Annotated in this window: 15 protein-coding genes; 9 read left to right on the top strand and 6 right to left on the bottom strand. The window is 37.6% G+C overall.

Features of this window, described 5'->3' with window-relative positions:
* Positions 1 to 297: 297 nt before the first annotated feature.
* From LZQ00_RS10235 to LZQ00_RS10215, 5 genes are all read right to left on the bottom strand, one after another.
* Entirely contained in the window at positions 298 to 1683 is a 1386-nt protein-coding gene (locus tag LZQ00_RS10235; protein WP_234509186.1) for a family 10 glycosylhydrolase, read from the bottom strand.
* A gap of 390 nt (positions 1684 to 2073) precedes the next feature.
* The gene (locus LZQ00_RS10230; protein WP_234509185.1) at positions 2074 to 3288 is read right to left on the bottom strand and encodes a trans-sulfuration enzyme family protein; all 1215 of its coding nucleotides are present in this window, start codon (positions 3286 to 3288) and stop codon (positions 2074 to 2076) included.
* A 439-nt stretch (positions 3289 to 3727) separates the two neighbouring features.
* The gene (locus LZQ00_RS10225; protein WP_234509184.1) at positions 3728 to 4963 is read right to left on the bottom strand and encodes an MFS transporter; all 1236 of its coding nucleotides are present in this window, start codon (positions 4961 to 4963) and stop codon (positions 3728 to 3730) included.
* Positions 4964 to 5052: 89 nt separating this feature from the next.
* Positions 5053 to 5964, bottom strand: a complete 912-nt coding sequence (locus LZQ00_RS10220; RefSeq protein WP_234509183.1) for a helix-turn-helix domain-containing protein — start codon at positions 5962 to 5964, stop codon at positions 5053 to 5055.
* A 210-nt stretch (positions 5965 to 6174) separates the two neighbouring features.
* Positions 6175 to 6549 carry a hypothetical protein gene (locus LZQ00_RS10215; protein WP_234509182.1) on the bottom strand — a complete coding sequence of 125 codons (375 nt, stop codon included), beginning with the start codon at positions 6547 to 6549 and terminating at the stop codon, positions 6175 to 6177.
* 264 nt (positions 6550 to 6813) lie between these two features.
* On the opposite strand from LZQ00_RS10215, the gene LZQ00_RS10210 reads away from it, so the two are divergent.
* A complete protein-coding gene (locus LZQ00_RS10210; protein WP_234509181.1) occupies positions 6814 to 7761 on the top strand; it encodes a hypothetical protein in 948 nt (315 codons plus the stop codon).
* A gap of 187 nt (positions 7762 to 7948) precedes the next feature.
* Entirely contained in the window at positions 7949 to 9235 is a 1287-nt protein-coding gene (locus LZQ00_RS10205; RefSeq protein ID WP_234509180.1) for a Gfo/Idh/MocA family protein, read from the top strand.
* Positions 9236 to 9404: 169 nt separating this feature from the next.
* On the opposite strand, the gene LZQ00_RS10200 is transcribed toward LZQ00_RS10205, so the two are convergent.
* Positions 9405 to 12113 carry a DUF5695 domain-containing protein gene (locus tag LZQ00_RS10200; protein WP_234509179.1) on the bottom strand — a complete coding sequence of 903 codons (2709 nt, stop codon included), beginning with the start codon at positions 12111 to 12113 and terminating at the stop codon, positions 9405 to 9407.
* A 280-nt stretch (positions 12114 to 12393) separates the two neighbouring features.
* Between LZQ00_RS10200 and LZQ00_RS10195 the strand changes: the two genes are divergently transcribed.
* Genes LZQ00_RS10195 through LZQ00_RS10165 form a run of 7 tightly spaced genes read left to right on the top strand, consistent with a single transcriptional unit; the run spans position 12394 to position 22512 of the window.
* Positions 12394 to 13299 (top strand): dihydrodipicolinate synthase family protein, encoded by a 906-nt coding sequence (locus tag LZQ00_RS10195; protein WP_234509178.1) that lies wholly within the window; start codon positions 12394 to 12396, stop codon positions 13297 to 13299.
* A complete protein-coding gene (locus LZQ00_RS10190; RefSeq protein ID WP_234509177.1) occupies positions 13296 to 14774 on the top strand; it encodes an aldehyde dehydrogenase (NADP(+)) in 1479 nt (492 codons plus the stop codon). The genes LZQ00_RS10195 and LZQ00_RS10190 overlap by 4 nt, the downstream gene beginning before the upstream one ends.
* Positions 14775 to 14780: 6 nt before the next feature.
* Positions 14781 to 15779, top strand: coding sequence for a 4-hydroxyproline epimerase (locus tag LZQ00_RS10185; protein ID WP_234509176.1), 999 nt, complete (start codon positions 14781 to 14783; stop codon positions 15777 to 15779).
* Positions 15780 to 15804: 25 nt separating this feature from the next.
* Positions 15805 to 17067, top strand: coding sequence for an NAD(P)/FAD-dependent oxidoreductase (locus LZQ00_RS10180; protein WP_234509175.1), 1263 nt, complete (start codon positions 15805 to 15807; stop codon positions 17065 to 17067).
* A gap of 25 nt (positions 17068 to 17092) precedes the next feature.
* The gene (locus LZQ00_RS10175; protein ID WP_234509174.1) at positions 17093 to 18868 is read left to right on the top strand and encodes a DUF885 family protein; all 1776 of its coding nucleotides are present in this window, start codon (positions 17093 to 17095) and stop codon (positions 18866 to 18868) included.
* Entirely contained in the window at positions 18831 to 20300 is a 1470-nt protein-coding gene (locus tag LZQ00_RS10170; RefSeq protein WP_234509173.1) for an APC family permease, read from the top strand. The genes LZQ00_RS10175 and LZQ00_RS10170 overlap by 38 nt, the downstream gene beginning before the upstream one ends.
* A complete protein-coding gene (locus LZQ00_RS10165) occupies positions 20287 to 22512 on the top strand; it encodes a S9 family peptidase (protein ID WP_234509172.1) in 2226 nt (741 codons plus the stop codon). The genes LZQ00_RS10170 and LZQ00_RS10165 overlap by 14 nt, the downstream gene beginning before the upstream one ends.
* Positions 22513 to 22679 lie beyond the last annotated feature (167 nt).

The raw sequence follows: 22679 nt of genomic DNA, 5'->3' as shown, positions 1-22679 counted from the left end.
TATTACATATGGATTGGGTTGTACAGACTATATCTTACACAGAAAAATATCCGTATGATACTTCCATGGAATTTAAAAACCAACGCTATCATTTAACCTTGACTGCGTCGATAATTATTTCCAATGTATGTACTTATAGATTCATTTTGATGATGCGATAGCACTAAAAGAGAGGTGAAACGGCATTATTGAACAGGTAGATGATTGAAAAATTCCAGGAATGGGGTCAATAATCTACCTGTTCGTTAGCAAATGAAGTTAAGATCGATCTACAGATTTGCTGTTGTTATTTAACAATTAGGATGTAGCATCCACATTCCAGCCGGAAAGTATGCCACCATAAAAGTAAAAAGTAACATGAAATTTCTTTTTGCTTAATTTGTCCTCTACCAAGTATCGCTGTGTTACATCATAAGCATCAACTTTCTTAAACTTAGATAGTGCTATGGTAGGAAGGTTGGTTTCTTCGTCAGAATTTGCAACTAGTTTTTGAATTTTAGTATGAATCAGCTGCATGATTCCTTCTTTTTTAAATGGATCTTTTTCAACAGTATTTTGACCAACGATGGGCATTACTCCATGGTTAGCTGCTTTTTTCGCCTTCGCCTGATCCGTATAATTTTTGAATTTTCTTTTGATTTCCGGGTCACGTATACCGTTTACCGTAAAGATAGAAATACCTTGTGCACCATGGTTTAATGCAGCGTCCATATCCGTAAACATGGCGTCACTATTACTTGCCATAAGTCCACAGTATAAATTTGTCATTTGGTTTTTATCTTGGCTATTTTCGATCGTACAGTCTGTAATAAAACTTACATCTTCTGTATAGTAATTACTATAGACCATTGGGAAAACAATATCGAGCTTCCATTTTCCCCAATCTTGTCTTACCATTCGTGAAGCCATTTTAGGTGTAGGAAACGGAGATGCCGCCATTGTTTTTCCACTCGCATGTACGACATCAGCAATCATATTGGCGACTTCAGTGATTTGATCACATCGAAACTGTCTCCATTTGAGATCTTTAGAAGGATCTTTCTGCTCACGAGGGTCATAACCATATTGTGCTTTAAACTTTTGAATGGCTACCGGGTGATATCCAAAATCCCAAGCTGGATATTCGCGATCCTGTACAATGTTATATTTAGGCCATAGTGTTGTTGGTAAAACAACATCTACATACCGATGATAATCGATCGATATACCACTTAACCCTTCTATGGCACAATAAGACTCAACTCTCTTTTTTATATAGTCTCTAACCTCAGGCAATACAGGGGATAAAAATTTGTAATACCCAACATAAGCGGTTGTATCGGCTAGACTTTTTCCATTTCTATTGACACTAAACCATTCTGGATGCTCTTTCAATATTTTTTCTCGATCATGTTCCAGATTCATCGTCCAGAGCCAAGCCACTATTTTAATTCCATATTTTTGCGCTATGGGAATGGCAACGCGATAATCATCGGGAGTAGGGGCATTGAGCATAATACCATCAATGCCTAAAGCGTGAATTTCATTACAGACGGAATCAAAGTTCATGGTTGGACTATATCCTAACCAGGTCCAAAACATGGGTGGTTCATCTATTTTTGCTGATTTAGCCTCTGCATTTGTAAATAGAACCAGGCCTAATAAAACAAGTACGTATACACGTAGGATTTGACAATAATTCATATTGGAATAGATTTGTATGATCGTATTTCGACTTAGATTGAAGCTGCAATATAATTATTTTTGGTTGAAAAAAATTGAAAACTTCCTGATTTAATAAGCGTTAATCAGGAATCTAAGTGCTTTTTTCAATGATCACTGCTAACAAGAATTTGATATAACATACAAAATTCAGTATTTAGCCTATGGAATGAAGAAAAATAGATACGAAAAACGCCTGCAGTGGGGAACTACAGGCGTTTTAACTAACCAAATTATTAACCTAAATTATGAATACTACCTAAACGATTGAAATTTTAAAATAGATACAAGTAGGTTCTGTTTTTAACAGATTTTAACTTTCAAGAGTCAATTTGGTTTGTGTATTTCATTTCTCAGATGGATAAGGAACATTTACCGAAGCGCTTGTTCAAAATCGGAGATGATATCTTGAATAGATTCCAATCCCACACTAATGCGGATAAGTCCATCTGTAATCCCTGTTTGTAGTCTGATTGCTCTTGGAACTCCAGCATGAGACATCGAGGCTGGGTGAGAGACCAGTGTATCTACAGTACCTATCGAAACCGCTCGGGTGCAGATTTGAAGTTTATTGATCAGGTCAATGGATTTTTGATAACCACCTTTAAGCTCAATACTCATCACCGAGCCTGCATGACGCATCTGCTTGTTACTAATAGCATAATCTGGGTGAGAAGGAAGCCCATTATAATGTACTTGTAGGACTTCTTGATGCTCATTCAGAAAGTTAGCCACTTGTATCGCATTTTGGCAATGTTGTTCCATACGAAGCGGTAAAGTCTTGATGCCTTGTAATACTAAAAAGGCATCAAATGGGTTACTATTGACCCCAAGTAGTTTATGGGTTTGATGAATATGTGTATTCATCGCTTGATGATCTCGACCGATCAGCACACCACCAATGGCATTACCATGCCCATTCAGAAATTTGGTCGTGGAATGAAAAACAAAATCTACTCCATATTTAAATGGTTGTTGTAGATAAGGTGTCGCAAAGGTATTATCGACGGAGACGAGTTTGTTATATTTTTTTGACATCTGAACTAGCTGTTCCATGTCTATGCATTGCATGGTTGGATTAGCAGGAGACTCAAAGTGAACCAATTTTATTTCTGGATTTGCCTTTAAAAGATCTTCAACTTGATTCATATCGGTCATCGATAGAAAATAGACTTTTATCCCAAAACGAGGAAGTAACTTACTTATAAACTCGTGTGTACCACCATACAAAGAGGAAGTAGCTAGTATAGCATCACCAGCACTTAGACAGGACAAGAATAAGGTTGCCATTGCCGACTGTCCACTGGAGGTTAATAAGGCCTGTGCACGCAGTGGAGTGCCATCAGGATTGACAATGTTCCAAGTTTCGAGATCAGCAATGGCGTCTGCTGTTGCATCTGTCGTTGGATTGCCAAAACGCGAGTAGATGTATCCCTTTTCTTCGCCTGCAAATCTACGCATTCCCTGTTCAGCACTATCAAAGGTGAAGGTTGAAGAAGCATAAATAGGAGCAATATGCGCATGTTTACCATCAGAGTGTTCCTGATGTATGGCAAGTGTCCCGAAATCAATTTTATTTTTGTTCATATGGATACTGGTTTAGCTGTACTGTTTTCTGTTTATGAGCCTCAGTCAAGGATCTTGTCGATAAGCTCCCTTGACTAGATTTTATTTATACCATTTCAAACAACCGTTTTAGTTTGAATCATTTTCGTTCATCTTTCTTCTTTATAGCAGACGGCATCTTCATAAATTTAAAGAGAAATGCTGGTAAAACCACATCTCAGGTAGCTCTTTTTCATATTATTTGGATTTTGTTTCCATACAGACTATCACTAAAAAGCGAAAAGACTTGATTTCAAAATTTTTTTGATACCAAGTCTACTACTTCTATGTGCTTGTTTTTAAATTGCAAAGATCAATCTACTATACTTGTTTCTATGTTCCAAGTTTAAGAAAATTCTAAAATAGAGTTGTTGTCCATATGTATTCGTCAACAATTTGCAATAGCTATTGCTCAACTTATCTATTCGTTTTCCACTTGCTCAGGAACAAGTTCCTCCGTCAATTTTTTCTGTTTTCCAATGGATCTAACAAAAAATGATACTGCTATCAGTAACAGCACTCCCAATGTAATATAGCTATAAGATAAACCAATTGGTTTATCAATCACATAAAGATGAACAATGATGATGCTGAATACCGAGGTGAATACATAACTCCCGCCACTCGCAAGACCATTGGACACACCAGCAAATTGAGGAAATCGGGTGATGCAATAGGTAAAATAGAGGGTGTAGAGAAAACCTGTTGAAGATTGTAATAAATAGACTATGATCATCATCAAAAGGAGACTATCCGTGTAAAAGCCTGCTCCATATAACAATAAGCCCAATATAACGATACAGATACTTCCTGTCACAAGCTTGGTCGTAAAATCTTTATGTTGAAGTGTTTTCCCAATAATCCCACCAGTCAATAAACCTAACCCAGATATAAGTGCACAATACCCGGTTACAACAGCAGATAGTCCATAATGGTTTTCTATAATGAAAGAGGATGACATGCCAAATACCATTGTCATACTATAACAAGATCCTAGAACAAATAAGCCAAAGGTAAAGTCCTTGGTGGTCAAAATCGTTTTATAGGCATTCCATATTTCAGCTTTGTTGAATTTTTTATAATGCTTTATCGCCTCACCTCCATAAATAAGTTCAAGAACAAGAATCAAAAAAGAAAAGATACCTAAAAAGTAAAAATTGAATGACCACCCAAATAGCTTTTGTAAATAGCCTCCTAAAAAAGGAGCTGTGATCGGAGCCATAGACCAAACAATGGTCAGGATCGACATGTAATGTTGAAGCTTTTTTCCACTAAAGATATCCACTAAAAAAGCACGTTTACTAACTACGATAAAAGCGATAGCCAATCCTTGTAAAACACGCATCAGATTCATCATGTGGATAGAATGTGTCGTCACAATCACGATGTTTGATAAAGAAAAGATAAACAAAGCGAATATACCGATTTTGTACCTGCCAAAACTATCGATTATACTTCCGACAAAAAGCATCGAGACACCATAGCTAATCAGAAAATAAGTTAGTGTTGACTGAACAGCTGTTGGTGAAACATGAAAATAGTTTTGCATCTCAGGAAAAGAAGGCAAATAAATATCAGTCGCTAAACCCGATAATGGGATAAGTAAAAAAGTAATAAACGTACAGATCCACTCGTTTTTGGGATTATAAATTTTCATATGTTGCATCTTATTAGATAAGCAAATATAGAAGCTCTAATCATCTAATAAAATAAAAATATCAAACCAAAATGTACGAAAATCAAATCTTACACTTTTTGCTTACGATATTCATTAGGACTGATATGCATGGCTTTTTTAAAGAAATTGTTAAAATGCTGCGTGTATTCAAACCCAAGAGATTGTGAAATCTCTCCGATTCTCCAGTCGCTGTATAGTAGCAAATTGATAGCTTCTACAAGAAACCGTTCCTGGATAACTTGAGAAGTTGTCTTGCCTGTCTGGTCTTTAATTTTGTGGTTGAGATAGTTCACATGTACATGTAACTTTTCAGCAAATGCTGCTGGTGTTTTAATCAATATAGATTCCGTTGGATTGTCAATTGGAAATTGTTGTTCCAAGAGATCCAGAAACTTGCTTGTTAGATCTGAAGTATAGAGGGGAGACATTCGATGTTGGTTTTCCAATTCAATTTTTATTCCTTGATTGACCAAGATGTTGAGCAGATCTTTTAAAATGTCATGCTTGAATTTAAAGCAAGTACAGTTCTCTTTTTCAATCAATTGGAAGTAGGGAAGAAGTTCGTCGTATTGTGCTTTATTTAAAAATAAAAATGGATATACTTTTGTTTTGAATAATTCGAATAATCTGCGGAATGATTTTTTTAACGTATAATTGATGAAGTATTCGTTGAAAAGAATCGTGTATCCTTCCTGCTGATAATCTTTTTGGTTCTCCCATCCAAAGCGAACAATACGATCAGAGAAAAATAGAGCGGGTTTGTCAATATTGATAATTCCTTTCTCAGTCAACAAAGAGGCATTGCCATTTGTCAATACAATTTTGTAATAATCTCTTCGCATGAACTCGATAGAACGGTAACAGTTTATCCTTTTCATGATATTAAAATGAGGAGTTTTTCCAAGACTCTTCTTTAAATCTTCGGGAATATCTTTTTTGGTTTGTAGATAATACTGTAATAAACTTTCGGTGTGTTCCATGATTTAAAAGTTATATAAATCAAAGATGGGTTTTTTAAGGGAAATGCAAATAGAAGAGACTTGTTCTTTGGTTCAATTAGGTTCTAAGACCTTATGTGTATGCTTCATTGACAGCTATTGTCGACTATAGATACGACAATAGCTGAGTAGCTATCTAACAATGGAAAAGATTAGGTATCATTGTTAGCAATATATATAACGATAATAAACTTACAGGGTGGTTCGATATCGAATCCAAATGGAAAAGGGGAATGGTAAACTATCACTTTCTGCTGCTGTAGGAGTAGGATCTGAGACAATAATATCTTTTGTATCCTTGTCTACGGCTGCGGCATCTTTTTGGAAACTGACTGCTTGACCTGATTCCCAAGTATCGGCAATTCCATTGGCTAACATGTCCTGAAAAGTAGTTGGCATACTGTTTATTAACGTGATTTGAGTTGTTTGAAGATTAAATTTGTCTAGCATAAACTGTGGGAAGTCTGTACGAACGGCATCAATCCAAACTTGTTGGTTTACTGCTGATAAAAACAAGAATTCTTGTTGCAAGGAAGCAACACCCGCATTATCAAATGATTTTTTCATAATAGATTTATTTTTTAAGTACAAATTTATACAAAATAAAAACTGATATGGATATAAAACAAGCAAATATTTGACAAAATGAAGAAATGCACAAATGTGTATATTTATTTTTTACCGTAAGAAGTAGATAAATAGCTCTTTATAAGGATAAATTTATTCTTTAAATAAAAAAGTGACGAAAGTCATTTTTTTAGATTAAAAATCTTTTTTAGCTTACATCAATTGTGTTAAATACTGATGCTCATTTAACCAATTCTACTATCTATGAGAAACAAGATTAAAGCAAAATATACGCTGTATTTTATTGCCGTATTGGCTGTATCGCTATTGATCAATTTAGGAAGCGCTATTGATGATCCATTTCCTCGATTGATAAAACCTCTGTTTAAATGGATGTGCTTAGGAACTTCCTTGTTGCTTGTCATGTACATCCTTTGGATCAATTTCATGAATCATCTTCGCTACAGCAATGTATGGTACTGCAAACAAAAGAAAGATCTGAAAATGACCATTTTTCTATTGGTGACAATAATCCCGATCTGCAGTATCCATCTCTTCATGCTATCATTATTATTAGGGCAAAGATCAACAACTGTATTTACTTGGTTGTATTTTAAAGGAGATTTTTGGTTTTTTATTGTTCCTGTTTGCGTTTATGTGATCTTGGTATATCTGAAGCCAGATAAAGCATTACTTTGGTTATACGATCCGAAAATGCTAATGGATAAAAATAGAAAATTATATGAATTATGGCTGGAGAAGAGAAATATTTTTGTTCTACGCAGCTACCTGTACGCTATTCACCCAAATGAATATTTAGTTTTTGAGTTGAATATACCACTTTGGAAAGCTGTACTTTTTGAAAAAACAGAAATATGCACTTTTGCCGTGTTTGCAAATGGGGAGAAATGGATGATCAAGGATGAGCATATACTGATCAATCCTTGGGTTGTAAAAATTGGGAGAAGCGTTTATGCGAATATGCTATATTTTGAACAAGAAGTAGGAGCAAAAGATATTCTGCAGATGGATAGGGATGCTAAGAACCGTATTGTATCGATAATGGCCGCACATAAGCTCGATATGTTGTTATTGTTGACGCGTCGCATGAAAGCTAATTTCAAATCTTTTTGGGAAATAGATCATCTTTTGCAAATGGATGAAAATAGACTTTATGATACCTTTCAGATATTTGGTGCGAGGCAAAACTAAATTTTATACCTGTTATTTCTATCTGAAGGGACCTTTTTTCTAATCTAGTGGACATATATTGTTAAGAAAATAATCAGCTTATTTTTATTTGTCGATATATATATTACAACCATATGTGTGTAAAATATAAATGTATTTCGTAATTTCAAGGTTGAGAGTAACCAAATATAATTTAAATCAAACCTGTATGAATAGAAAGGACTTTATACGTTATTCAACCCTTTTAACAACTTCTTCCCTTTTTTTTAAATCAAACGAGCTATTTGCTGGAGCTCCTCAGGATATCCGGGTAGGCTTAATTGGGGTGAACGGTATGGGATGGTCTGATTTGGATGCCATTTTAAAAATTGAAGGTGTTTCTTGTTTAGCGCTTTGTGACGTAGATGAACGTATACTTGAAAAAAGAGTGGCTGAATTAGCGCAAAAAAACATACAAGTAGAAAAGTATACCGACTATAGGGAACTGTTGAAAAATCCGAAAATCAATACCATTATTATCGGAACACCGGATCACTGGCATTGCCTACAAATGGTGGATGCTGTAAAAGCTGGAAAACATGTTTATGTAGAAAAACCTATCGGCAATTCTATAGAAGAATGTCAGCTAATGGTGGCTGCAGCTAAAAAACATAAGGCTATCGTTCAAGTGGGACAATGGCAAAGAAGCCAACAACATTTTAAGGATGCTATTGATTTTTTACATACTGGAAAACTGGGGAAAGTACGATTAGTAAAAGCTTGGTCTTATCAAGGTTGGAAAAATAGTATCCCTATCTTGGCAGATGAACAGGTACCTAGTGGTGTACACTATGATCAATGGTTAGGACCTGCACAAAAAAGACCTTTTAATCAAAATCGCTTTCATTTTAACTTTCGCTGGTTTTGGGATTACGCTGGAGGTCTGATGACCGATTGGGGCGTTCACATGCTAGATTATGCGTTACTTGGTATGAAAGTATCGGATCCAAAATCCGTCATGGCAGCAGGAGGAAAATTGGCTTATCCAGATGATGCCGGGGAAACGCCAGATACGATGACTGCGGTATATGAGTTTGAAAATTTCAATATTCAATGGGAACATGCCAAAGGGATAGACTTAGGTCCTTATGGTCGTAATCATGGCGTTGCCTTTATTGGTAATAATGGAACCTTGGTCTTGAACCGTGAGGGGTGGGAAGTTATTCCTGAAAAAGGTAGAATGGAAGCCGTAGTTTTCCAGCCTTCGAAAGATAATGGACTGGAAAAACATATGCAAAATTTTGTAGAGGCAATATCCAAAAGAGATTCATCTTTGTTGCATGCTCCTATCGAAGCAGGGGCACACATTGCTATCTTTTCACAAATGGGAAACATCGCTTATCGAACTGGGAAAAAACTGTATTGGAATAAAGAGAGATCAAATTTTGATGACAAGAAGTCCAATCAATACCTAGCTGCGGTTTATCATAATGGCTATACTTATCCTAAAATTTAATGCTGTAATTGATCAATTAGTTTTATAAGAATCTTGATAACAACATGATCTCAATTATGAGAAAGATTACTTTTGTCATCATCATAATCGGACTATAAAATGATAAAGAAGCACCCCAATAAATGGGGTACTTCTTACAGGTTGGTAGGTTGATTAAAATAAGATATAATTAAATTGATTTTTTCTTCAATGTCACGGTCTGCGTATGAGCAGGAATTCTGTACCTTCCTACTGAATCTTGTTGATAATCGGTTACCGTATACCCACTTTCAGGATTGATGTTCAACAGAAAATGATTAGCCTGTAAGGTGGTATTATTCAATGTTAAAATTACCGTTTTAGCTTTCTTATAATAGGTGAGTTGATCAATCTCACCTACATCTGAAGTAATCCAAAGTTTTTCTTCAGCAAGGAAGATTCTGGCTCTTGATGCAGTCTTAATATCTACCGTTATGGTTTCTTTATTGTCTTTTAAAAGTCCACTAAAAGCCAGCCAACCAAATTCAGGATGTTGGATGATATAGGTGCCAGAGTTGACCGCATAACCGTAGAAGCCAGAGCCATAATCACCCGATATTCCATCGTTTGCTAATGTGGAAGGATAGGAGTGAAAGGCCGATGGGCCAAAGCCCTCTTGTGTGACATTAGCAAGCGCACCTAATGTTCCTGCATGTCCAACACGTAGCAAATAGAAATCTCGAGGATTATTTCTGAAGTCTGTCAATACCGGAATCGCATTTAAAGCAGAACCATAATGATGTAATTGTCTTTCGATGCGAGCAAGTTTACCACCATAGACGAAATCCCAATATCTTCGGGCACTACCATTATATCCCCAATGAGGCAGGGTAGGCATATAGGCTAAGATGGCATTTAAAGTCACTGCTGCTTTGTCATCAAATCCAAAAAATTTAGACCAGAGATAAACTTCTTCCTGACCCGTGGAATCCCAGGGCATTTCACTTCCAAATGGATAGTTTAAGGTTTTCCAATGTTCAGCTCTTTTCCGCATGGCACTCTCCAACAGATTCGCCTGATCGGTAAATCCTTCTCGTCTCAGATCGTTGAGTACAATCAAAAATATACTACCTTCCATCTGTCCAAACTGCGCATAATAAGGAGCCTTATTGATCATCGCCATACTGGTTTCAAAAGCCCTATTCAGGTAGGTTTCCCATTTTTCTTCCGTAACTAAATTGGAATAATTTCTAGCAAGGCGGTAAAATACCCAATGGGCAGCAGCAACATGTGGGTAATTGTACGAACGCCCGATATCATCAGCTTCTTTCTTTGGCCATGCCGACCAGGTCTTATAATTGATGTTCGCATCATAAGTTCCCACTGGCATGGAATCGGGTTCATAATAAAAAAGACTTTTTACAACGCCATATTTTTTCTCACCAGTGGTCAATTGAATCTTAGCAAATAAAGTTTTGTCGACAAATTGCTTTAGTTTATTGATCTCTGTTGGATCAGGAACCAATAGCTGTTTCATGATCGCTGCTAGCCAACTTGCGGCTCCTGCTTCATCACTTAATCCGGCAAACCACGCACGCCTTTCTTGTGTTACAGGCTGATGCGTTTCATTATCGTAGGTGATAATGGACGGAGAGCGGCCAAAAGGGTCGTTGTCATTTTCGTACCATTGTTTGGTCGTCAAGAAATTTCCAAGGTCCTTGACCACCTCTTTTTCCGATTTAATTACTTTATAATGAATGGTCTGTTGTATACCATCCCGATAATTGATTGTCAAGCGTGCTCTTCCCCAATGCTTGCCGATCACCTCATAGGATTTCCAACCATGTTTTGTTGTTGGAAGTTTCTTCAATTGTAGCGCATTACTGGGATAGATATCAATCGATGCAATCGATTTGTGGTATTGGATAAATAGTTGAGCAGGTACATCCAATGGAACGACATAACCAGGTGCTCCAATGGCAACAGGTCTTTTATTTTGAATCAATTCCGATTCTATTTCTTTGATGCTCGGCGCCAAGACAAATTTAAATCCGAATGTTTTTGATTCTCCTGGTTTTAATAGGGTAGAGGTTGCGGTATTCCAGGGTTCTACAGCTTTCCATTCGGTCTCTGTTTTCGCTTTACTATGAATCATCCATTCATGAAATCCCTCAAAGGTAATCCCACGAGGTGTCGGATCTGAGTTCAGTGGTTGATAAGCTTCAAAACCACTGTTTTCCAAAGGCAATACAAGAAGACTGGGACCTAAACCATGCAGTCTATTCACCTGAAGATATCCTGCATCACGACCAATATAAGGATCAAAGAACACATTATCTTGGTGCGCCATATCCAGATTTTTGTTCTCCATATTATTGTTGAATATCATCGGTACACCCAGATCTCCGATTTCATAGCTATCCGAAGTATTATTTTTAATTTCAAACCGAAGAATAAGATCGCCCTGTTGATTTTCCCAACTGCGGATGATCTGTAAGGGTAAATTCGGTAAAGTTGAACTTAAGTCTGCAGCTGCCAGCACAGAACCCTTTGTTTTCAATGGAAGAACGTCTTTTCGTGCTAATGCGGATGAATAAGCTGTCCAAGTTGATTCAGTTGCTTTTCTGATCGATAAATTAATATCTCCAAGATGAAAAAAGCGGTTTTTGTCTCTTTTATTTAATAATTCATCTGCTGTATAATCAAATTCTTTATCCTGAGAAAGTTTAAGCCCAGCAACAGTTTGAGAGGATTTTAGAATTTGAAGATTCAGATTTGTTAAATGAAATTCATGTGTTCCCTCTTGTATATTTAAAGTAGCTGGTTGTTGTTTAATTTCATCCCAAAACGATTGCTGTGCATACGTGTTTGGTATGGATATAATAACGGACAAACAGGCTCCTAAAAATAAGATCTTCATATTGCTTCGTATACTACGTCTTGCTGCTGATTTAAACCTCAAAATTACATTTCTATAACTTAAAACTTTGTTTTGATTTTAACCAATTCAAACATTATTTTGCGCAATAACCAGACTTATACATACTGCTTATCAGAATTTTTGAAGTTTTCTTGCATCAACACTTTTCATGAATTTGATGATAAGTGAAAATAAGGTCAGTTTTGATTAATTCATAAGAAGACCAGCAGTGAAATAGCCTATAGATTTGTCTTAAAGAACTAAAAAAATAGATTTTGATATGGCACATTTAAATTGGAAAGGAATTTATCCTGCGTTGTTAACTCCATTTGATGAAAATGGAAATTTAGATTACAATATGTTTACAAAGAACCTTGAAGCACAAATTAGTGCTGGGGTACATGGTGTAATTATAGCTGGTACATTGGGTGAGGCAAGTGTGTTGCGTACAGATGAAAAGTTTGATTTATTGCGCCATGCTTTAAAGGTCGCCAACCAAAGGATTCCTATTTTATTAAACATTGCAGAGAATACCACACAAGCGGCGATTGAAGTTGCACAGAAAGCAGCTGCTTTAGGAGCCGATGGTTTAATGCTTTTGCCCCCGATGCGTTACCGTGCGGATGACCGTGAGGTTGTCGCTTATTTTCGCGCTGTAGCACAAAGTTCTACACTTCCGATCTTAGTTTATAATAATCCTGTAGATTATAGTACATATATTAGTGTTGAAATGTTTGAAGAGTTATTACAAGAACCAACGATTCAAGCAGTCAAGGAATCTACCCGTGATTTAACGAATGTGACACGATTAAAAAATAAATTTGGAGACCGCTTGAAGATTTTAGGCGGAGTCGATACCATCAGCTTAGAAACATTAATGTTAGGAGCAGATGGTTTGGTCGCAGGTTTAGTCGATGCCTTCCCAAAAGAAACGGTAGCCATGTACGATTTGGTGTTACAAGGTGAATATGAAAAAGCTGTTGCTATCTACCGATGGTTTATGCCGTTATTGGAACTGGATATCCATCCTAAATTGGTACAATACATCAAACTTGCCGCTACAGCAGAAGGAATCAGCACAACTTATACTAGAGCTCCACGATTAGCGTTGCAAGGAGAAGAAAAAGAAAGAATTTCAAGGATTATTCGTGAGGCGATAGCGACGAGACCACAATTACAAGCATGATGAGGAAAGAATGGACAGCTAATGAAATCGATCTTATTGCACAGCAATCTGAAAGTGGATTTCGATTTTTGCAACAACTAAACAGTGATGAACGTGCAAAATTAATGCATCTGATCGCGGATGAGATTGAAGTTTTGGACGAAGCGTTGATTGAAGTAGCAGAGCAAGAAACGGCCTTAGCATTAGGTCGTCTTCAGGGAGAAAAAGCACGGACAGTAAACCAATGGCGTAGGTATGCCAATGCAGTAAAAACGGGCTTATACAGTGAAGCTCGTTTAGATGTGAGTGAAGATGGACAAATGGATTTGAGAAAGTATAACAAGGGCTTAGGCCCTGTTGTTGTATTTGGTGCAAGCAATTTTCCTTTCGCTTTTTCTACTGCTGGAGGAGATACGGCGAGTGCAATAGGCGCAGGCTGTTCCGTTATTGTTAAAGCACATCCTGGTCATGTATATACATCGCAAATGATGGCAGAGAAGATTCATCGTGCTCTGGAGAAATACGGTGCTCCAAAAGATGTTTTTACACATGTCATAGGAGATTCTTTCGAATTGGGACAAAGACTTGTGCAGCATCCGCTTATAAAAGCGGTAGCTTTTACTGGATCTTTTAAAGGAGGAAAAGCATTGTTTGATTTGGGACAAACTCGTCCTGATCCCATTCCTGTTTTCGCAGAAATGGGAAGTGTCAATCCTGTATTTGCATTACCTGATTTCATGACTCAACATGCAGAGACATTTGCCAAACAATACGTATCATCACTCGTTTTGGGAACAGGACAATTCTGCACAAACCCAGGCATTCTGATTGCGTTAGCAGGGCAAGATTTACAGCTGTTTAAGGAAGGTCTAAAAAGTGAATTATCCGAAATCCCTCCGACTAAAATGCTACATGCTGGAATCTTAGCAAATTTCCAACAATTGGCTACAGAAGTTACCCAACAGGAAGGTGTACAACTCATCGCTAAAGGAAAAGGTACCGATCAAACGGAATTAGCTCAAGCAGCCATCTATGAAACGAGTTCAACTTATTTTTTAAATAATCCCAAACTAGCAGAAGAAGTATTTGGACCTTTTGGCCTGATCGTATCTTGTTCTAATAAACAAGAATTATTGACTGTGCTAAACGCTTTTGGAGGACAATTGACAATTACTTTTTCGGCGACAGAACAGGATATAGAAAGCCAACAGGAACTGTTTCAACTGGCACAAGAGAAATGTGGTCGACTCCTATTCCAAGGAATGCCTACAGGAGTAGAAGTACAATATGCCATTCAACATGGCGGACCTTTTCCGGCAACAACAGATACACGATTTACTTCTGTTGGTCCTGATGCGGTCAAACGTTTTCTACGACCAGTTAGTTTTCAAAATTGGCCGAATACTTTTTTACCCGATGAATTAAAAAATGAAAATCCATTGCAGATAGATCGTTTGGTCAATCAACAATGGAGTAAAAATAAAATCATAAAATAGCTGTCGATGAAGAAAACTTTTTTTTGTATTGATTCGCATACCTGTGGTTGTCCTGTACGACTTGTAGCAGGTGGAGCTCCTTTGTTGACGGGAAACTCCATGATGGAACGTCGCTTGCACTTCATGCGTGAATATGACTGGATCCGAAAAGGGTTGATGTTTGAACCTCGCGGGCATGATATGATGAGTGGTAGTATGTTATATCCTCCGTTTGATTCAGATAATGATATGGGAGTTTTATATATCGAAACCAGTGGATGCTTACCGATGTGTGGACATGGAACTATTGGTACGGTGACGATCGCTATTGAAGAGGGGTTGATACAACCCAAGCAACCAGGGAAACTAAGACTGGAAACACCTGCTGGTCTGGTATATATTGATTATGTACAAGAAGGACAAAAAGTGAAAAGTGTGAAACTCACGAATGTGAAGTCTTTCCTGTATGCTGAGGGTTTAAGTGTAGACTGTCCAGACTTGGGTATTATCACAGTGGATGTTGCCTATGGAGGTAACTTTTATGGCATTATCGATCCACAAACCAATTTTAAAGATATTAGCGATTTCTCTGCAAGTCAACTCATCCACTACGGTAAATTGATTCGAAAATTGCTTAACGATCATTACACGTTTATCCATCCTGAAGATCCAAATATCCACGGACTCAGTCATATTCAATGGACAGGGACTCCTACTAAAGAAAATTCCTCAGGAAGAAACGCAGTCTTAGTCGGAGAGAATGCCTTAGATAGATCGCCTTGTGGTACAGGTACTTCGGCGCGTATGGCACAGTGGTATGCCCAAGGAAAGTTGAGCAAAGGACAAGAATTTGTACACGAAAGTTATATCGGTTCTCAATTTATTGGGAAGATCGAAGAGGAAACCACTGTTAATGGAAAGCCCGCGATCATACCATCAGTAGAAGGCTGGGCAAGGATTACGGGATATAATACCATTTTTTTGGATGATGAAGATCCCTATTTTGAAGGTTTTCAAGTCATGTAATGTTGGATATAATTAGAATACAAAAGTGAAAGAAAATAAAGGAACAGTCGTAGTCATTGGTGCTGGAATTGCAGGCCTAGCTTCAGCTTATTATTTAGTGCGCGATGGATGGCAGGTAAAGGTATTGGAAAAGGACACATTGGATAATAATTGCTCCTATGGGAATGCAGGGATGATCGTGCCCAGTCATTTCACTCCATTGGCAGCACCTGGAATTGTTGCACAAGGAGTAAAATGGATGTTAAATAGCAAAAGTCCTTTTTATGTGCGCCCATCATTAAATCCTCGTTTAATCAATTGGGGATTGAAATTTTTGAAACACGCGAATAAGGAGCATGTTGACCAGCACGCCACCAGTATTCGGGATCTGAATCAATACAGCAGTCGTTTATACGATCGTTTGGCCAATGAAGATGGTTTTGACTTCGAATTGGATCAAAATGGAATCTTGATGATGTACAAATCAAAAGAAGTCCAACATGAGGAAATTGAATTGGCAAAAAGAGCGCAAGATCTAGAGTTGGATATCGCTGTTTTGGATCGTGATGAAGCACAAGCGCTAGAACCAGATTTAAAATTAGATATTCTAGGTGCGGTCTTGTATAAATGTGATGGTAAATTGTATCCTCCAAAACTCATGAAACAACTGATTGCTTACTTGAAAGCCAATCAAGTTGAATTTTACGAAAATACAGAAGTTCTTAAATTTACGTTTGCTGACCGTAAAATCGAAACAGCTATAACAAATCAAGGGAGCTTCCCTGGAGATGCTTTTGTAATCACAGGAGGCGCTTATTTACCAAGTTTAACCGCTAAACTGAATATCAGTACCCCACTTATGCCAGGGAAAGGATATTCTTTTATGTATCAACCAGAACAAGAGCAACAGCTTAACTATGCTGCGCTATTGTTGGAAGCTAGAGTAGCGGTGACTCCAATGAATGGTATGATCCGTTTTAGCGGTACTATGGAACTAGGGCCTGCAAATGATAAAATTTACCGCAATCGCGTAAAAGGTATCGTCGAATCCATTCCTAAATATTATCCGGAACTTCATGTCGATTATCCAGAAGATAAAATCTGGTACGGCTATCGCCCTTGTTCACCTGATGGCTTACCGTACTTAGGGCGCCTGAAGAAATTTTCAAATACAGTGATTGCCGGGGGAGGTGGCATGATGGGATTGAGTTTAGGTCCAGCATTTGGAAAGATCGTATCGGATATATTGGCAGATCGGCTTTTGGAATCCGACATTTCTGGGTTTAATCCCGATCGATTTGACAGTTGATTTTTAAACCGATTAGAAAACCTAAATGATGATCATATTTCCTAAATTAAAACCTAAAAAAGTATTCTTCTACAGTTTGCTTTTTATTTTACCTTTTCCAATGAAAGCTCAAAATTTGGAATTATATAGCCATACGACTCCTATTGAACCCTATATTGTTCAATATGCAAAAGATGTCGAAGCGATCAATTATTTCTATGGACCAATGCCTAAAGATTGGGGGAGTGAATCTGCAGCGGCATCGCCAGAACAAATGGATCGCCTGTTGGAACTCAATAAAGAATACCTGGATAAATTGCAGGCATTTCCCTATAAAAAATTGGAAACCAATGGTCAAGTAGACTTTATTCTATTAAAAAGAAAAATAAAAAAGAACCTAGCGACAATAGAACAGAGTAAACAACAGTTCCAAAAGCTTGTACATTACCTGCCTTTTGCTGAAAAAATACTTGCTTTTGAAAAATTAAGACGTAGAGGAACCAGTGTAGATGGAGAAAAAATGGCTAAGGAATTTCAGGCAGTAGGATTAGTGATAACATCAGCAGAGCGGGATCTCAAAAAAGTCGATCATATCCCAAGCACTGATGTCACTTTTTTAACCAATATATTATCATCCTTAGACCTTCGTTTGACCAGCACGTTTGATTTTTATCATGAATACGATCCACAGTTTACCTGGTGGGCACCCGAGGTCTATCAAGATGTCAAGAAAAAATTACAACAGTATAAAGAAGATTTAATTGCTAAAAGTGATTGGAAGGTTTTTAACGACGGGAGTGATATTGGAGGAATTCCAATTGGCAAAGATGAGTTAAATCGACAATTGAAACAAGAGATGATCAGTTACAATGCGGATGAGCTATTGCGTTTGGCTGATCAAGAATTTGCTTGGTGTGAGGCTGAGTTACTGAAAGCCTCCAATGAAATGGGATTTGGTAATAACTGGAAAGCTGCACAAGAGAAAGTTAAAAATTCGTACGTCCCCATAGGCAAGCAACCAGAGCTCATCATGAAACTGTACGATGATGCCCAGCAATTTATAGCAAAACATGAATTAATGGATATCCCAAGCCTAGCAGATGAAACTTGGGGGATGATCATGATGTCCCCTGAAAGACAACTAGTCAATCCATTTTTTACGGGAGGAAGAGAAATTAGTATTTCCTATCCAACAAGTGGAATGAGCCAACAGGCTAAAGAAATGAGCATGCGTGGCAATAATCCTTATTTTTCAAGAGGTACGGTTCAGCATGAACTTATCCCAGGTCATCATTTGCAATATTTTATGAATAGCAGGTACAAGCCTTATCGTGAAGAAGCTTTTAATACACCATTTTGGACCGAAGGCTGGACTTTGTATTGGGAGCTGTTGCTTTATAGTAAAGGATTTGCACAGACCCCAGAAGAGCGGATAGGGATGTTGTTTTGGCGTATGCACCGTTGCGCACGCATTACGTTTAGCATTCGTTTTCATCTCGGAGAATGGACCCCGCAGCAATGTATTGATTATCTGGTAAACCGTGTTGGTTTTGAATCGGCCAATGCGCATGGAGAAGTCAAGCGCTCTTTTGAAGGCTCCTATGACCCATTATATCAATTGGCTTACCTCGTAGGCGGACTGCAACTAATGCGTATCAAAGAAGAGCTTGTAGATAAAGGGAAGATGTCGTATAAAACCTTTCATGATCGCGTGATAAAGGAGAATTATCTACCAATGGAGATGCTAAGAGCAATTCTATTGGAGGAAAATTTACCTGCAGATTATGAGACAAAATGGAAGTTTTACACCTTTAAAAAATAATGTCATGAGCCAAGAAAATCAATCTTTTCAAAAATCCTTGGGATTGTTGGATGCCACGATGTTGGTTGTTGGGAGTATGATCGGTTCAGGGATTTTTATTGTATCTGCTGATATTGCTCGTCATACGGGTTCTGCAGGCTGGATGTTGTTGGTTTGGGCTATTTGTGGTTTCATGACCCTGACAGCCGCTTTGAGTTATGGAGAACTGAGTGCCATGTTTCCTAAAGCGGGTGGGCAGTATGTGTATTTACGAGAAGCTTATGGTCCTGTGGTTAGTTTTGTTTTTGGCTGGACTTTTTTTGCCGTTATCCAAACAGCCACAATTGCTGCGATAGGGGTTGCCTTTGCTAAATTTACCGCCTATTTATTTCCTTTTTTGGATGAAGATGTTTACCTCCTGACTTTGGGAGATTTTAAAATCTCCTCCGCACAGGTATTGGCCATAGCAGTTATCATCATATTGACTTTTATCAATTCAAGAGGTATTAATAGTGGTAAACGTGTACAAACGACGATCACACTCGTAAAAATAGTGAGCCTACTGCTATTGGTATTATTTGGATTTATCGCGTTTAAATATGAAGTCTGGAACTGGAATTGGAAGCAAGCGTCCTGGTGGCAAATGCGGCATTTGAATGCAGATGGTTCCTATTCTTCGTACACAAATTTCTCTGCTATGGGAGCCTTCTCTGCAGCGATGGTAGGCGCGCTTTTCAGTAGCGACTCTTGGCATTCGTCTTCTGCTGTTGCTGGAGAAATTAAAAATCCACAACGAAATATAGGTTTGAGTTTAGCTTTAGGAACGATACTGGTCACGATTATTTATTTGCTGACAAATTTGATGTATACAGGTGTACTGACGTTAGAGCAAATGGTCAATGCACCAAAAGATCGGGTAGCGATGAGTGCTGCACAAGAAATATTTGGACCTTTTGGAATTACCATTATCGCCATCATGATCATGATCAGTACGTTTGGATGTAACAATGGGATTATACTTGCAGGAGCAAGAGTATATTATTCTATGGCTAAAGATGGTCTCTTTTTTAAAAATGCAGGGAAGTTAAATAACAAATCTGTTCCTTCTTGGGCATTATGGATTCAATGTGCTGCTGCTGCGATATGGTGCTTAAGTGGCAGATATGGTGACCTATTGGATATGATTACCTGTGTTGTTGTTATTTTTTATGTATTAGCCATTATTGGTATCATTCGTCTCAGAGTGACAAGACCAGAACTGGATAGACCTTATAAGGCTTTTGGTTATCCATTTTTACCTATTATCTATATCATCATGGGACTTTCTTTTATCTTGTTGATGGTTCTTTTTAAACCGAACTATACTTGGCCAGGTATTGCGATCGCCTTGCTTGGTGTGCCGATCTATTATGTGATCAATCCTAAACGAAAAGAAAGTAATGAAATATCTTAGTACTGTACTCTTATTGTTGGGCTTCCATATGATTTTTGCCCAAGGGACTTCAGCTGATTATAAAAGAGCGAAGGATCTGAAAAGTCAGCTTATGAATAAGGTAGATAATCTACCGGCTCAGTTTTATTGGAATGATAAAGGTGATTTATTTTGGTATGATAAATCAACCTTAAATGGTAAGGAATATGTATTGGTTGCTCCAAGTCAAAAGAAAAAAGAGATTTTGTTTGATACCAAACAGGTGTTTTCAGCAATGGAAACGCAATTGGGAAAGAAAATAGAAAACCCCTCCATCAGTAATGATCGGATTAAACTGATTGATGAAGATTATATTTCATTGGATATGGAAGGTTTTCAATGGACATGGAATCGGAAATTGAATACATTGCAACAAAATGGACAGAGTACTAAAAAAGAGCGAGATGGTGATTATTGGGGCAAAAGATACCAGGATAATACCTATATGGAGATTGAATCCCCTGATAAACGACATGTCGCTTTTATTAAAAACAGCAATGTTTATATAGCACCGAAAGGAAATTTAAATCAGGCAAAACAAGTTACTTTTGATGGGAATCCCCAAGAATATTACAGCAACTACATCCAATGGTCTTCGGATAGTAAAAAATTGGCAGCGTTGAAAATTCAAAAGGTAGATATAAGACAGCTGACCTTGATTGAGTCTTCACCTAAAGATCAACTACAACCCAAAATTCAAACCCGAGATTATGTGAAACCAGGAGATGCGTTGCCTCAAAAATTACCGATTATTTACAATTTAGAACAAGATAGACTTTATACCTGTGATCAAGCGTTAATTGATAATCAGTTTGATTTGAGTGGCTTATCTTGGCACAGTGATAGCCATGCGATCACATTTGAATATAATAAAAGAGGTCATCAAACTTATGCAGTTCTAGAAATGAATGCCAATACAGGAGCCTCCAGGTATTTAATTGAAGAGAGAAGCCCTACTTTCATTGATTATAGTGGCAAAAAATATCGGAAAGATATTCAGGATGGAAATGAAATTATCTGGACTTCAGAACGAGACGGTTGGAATCATCTGTATCTATATGATGGTAAGCATGGTTCGGTTAAAAATCAAATTACAAAAGGGGAGTGGGTGGTTAGAAAAGTAATTTTTGTGGATGAAACAAATCGGAAAATTATATTTGAAGGAAGTGGACGTCATGCAGAGGAAGATCCTTATTTGATTCATTATTATACAGTTGATTTTGATGGACGAAACATGACGGAATTGACAAAAGAAAATGCCAACCATCAAGCGACTTTTAGTCCTGACTATTCGCAATTTGTGGATGTATATTCCCGAGTGGATCAAGCGCCTATTGCTGTATTACGGGATCGAAAAGGTACTATATTAATGGAATTGGAAAAAACCAATACACAAGCACTTACATCCATCGGTTGGAAAGCTCCTGAAGTGTTTACAGCAAAAGGTCGCGATGGACATACAGATATTTGGGGTATTATCATTCGACCGACAAACTTTGATCCTACAAAATCTTATCCTGTGATTGAGTATATCTATGCGGGCCCACACAGCTCTTTTGTGCCTAAATCTTTTTATAGCAATCCAAGTGGGATGTATGAGCTGGCTGAACTAGGTTTTATCGTAGTGCAAATTGATGGGATGGGAACTTCAAATCGCTCCAAGGCATTCCAAGATGTTTGCTGGAAAAATTTGAAAGATGCAGGGTTTCCAGATCGGATACTATGGATGCAGGCTGCCGCTAAAAAATACAGCTATTTGGATATTAGTCGAGTGGGGATTTATGGAACCTCAGCAGGAGGACAAAGTTCTACCGCTGCTTTATTATTTCATCCTGAATTTTATAAAGTTGGGGTTTCTTCCTGTGGTTGCCATGATAATCGAATGGATAAAATATGGTGGAATGAACAATGGATGGGATGGCCCGTAGGTCCTGAATATGCTGCTTGTTCCAATATCGAAAATGCAGCAAAACTGGAAGGAAATCTATTGCTAATTGTTGGTGAATTGGATGATAATGTAGATCCATCGTCGACTTTTCAACTGGTAAATGCCTTAATTAAAGCCAATAAAAATCACGATTTTATTATGGTTCCTGGTATGGGACATTCTTCTGGTGGAAATTTTGGAGAAAGAAAACGTCGCGATTATTTTGTCAAGCATTTATTGGGTGTAGATCCACCTGCTTGGAATTAAGCTGATATTTTCCATAGGTATCGTTTTATACTCTTTTCAGTATGCAGCGTATAAAAAATTTTGTAGAGAATAATTAGCTTGCAGTTTCTGTGCTTTGGTTGTCAAACAGCAAGGAAAGTTGACAGGCACACGAATTGTAAAAGGATAAAAAAGACCTCCGAGGAGGT

Origin of the sequence: Sphingobacterium sp. SRCM116780 (assembly GCF_021442025.1) — a bacterium.
GTDB lineage: Bacteria > Bacteroidota > Bacteroidia > Sphingobacteriales > Sphingobacteriaceae > Sphingobacterium.
The sequence above is the reverse complement of the archived record's forward strand: the minus strand, read 5'-3'. Positions and strand labels throughout refer to the sequence as shown.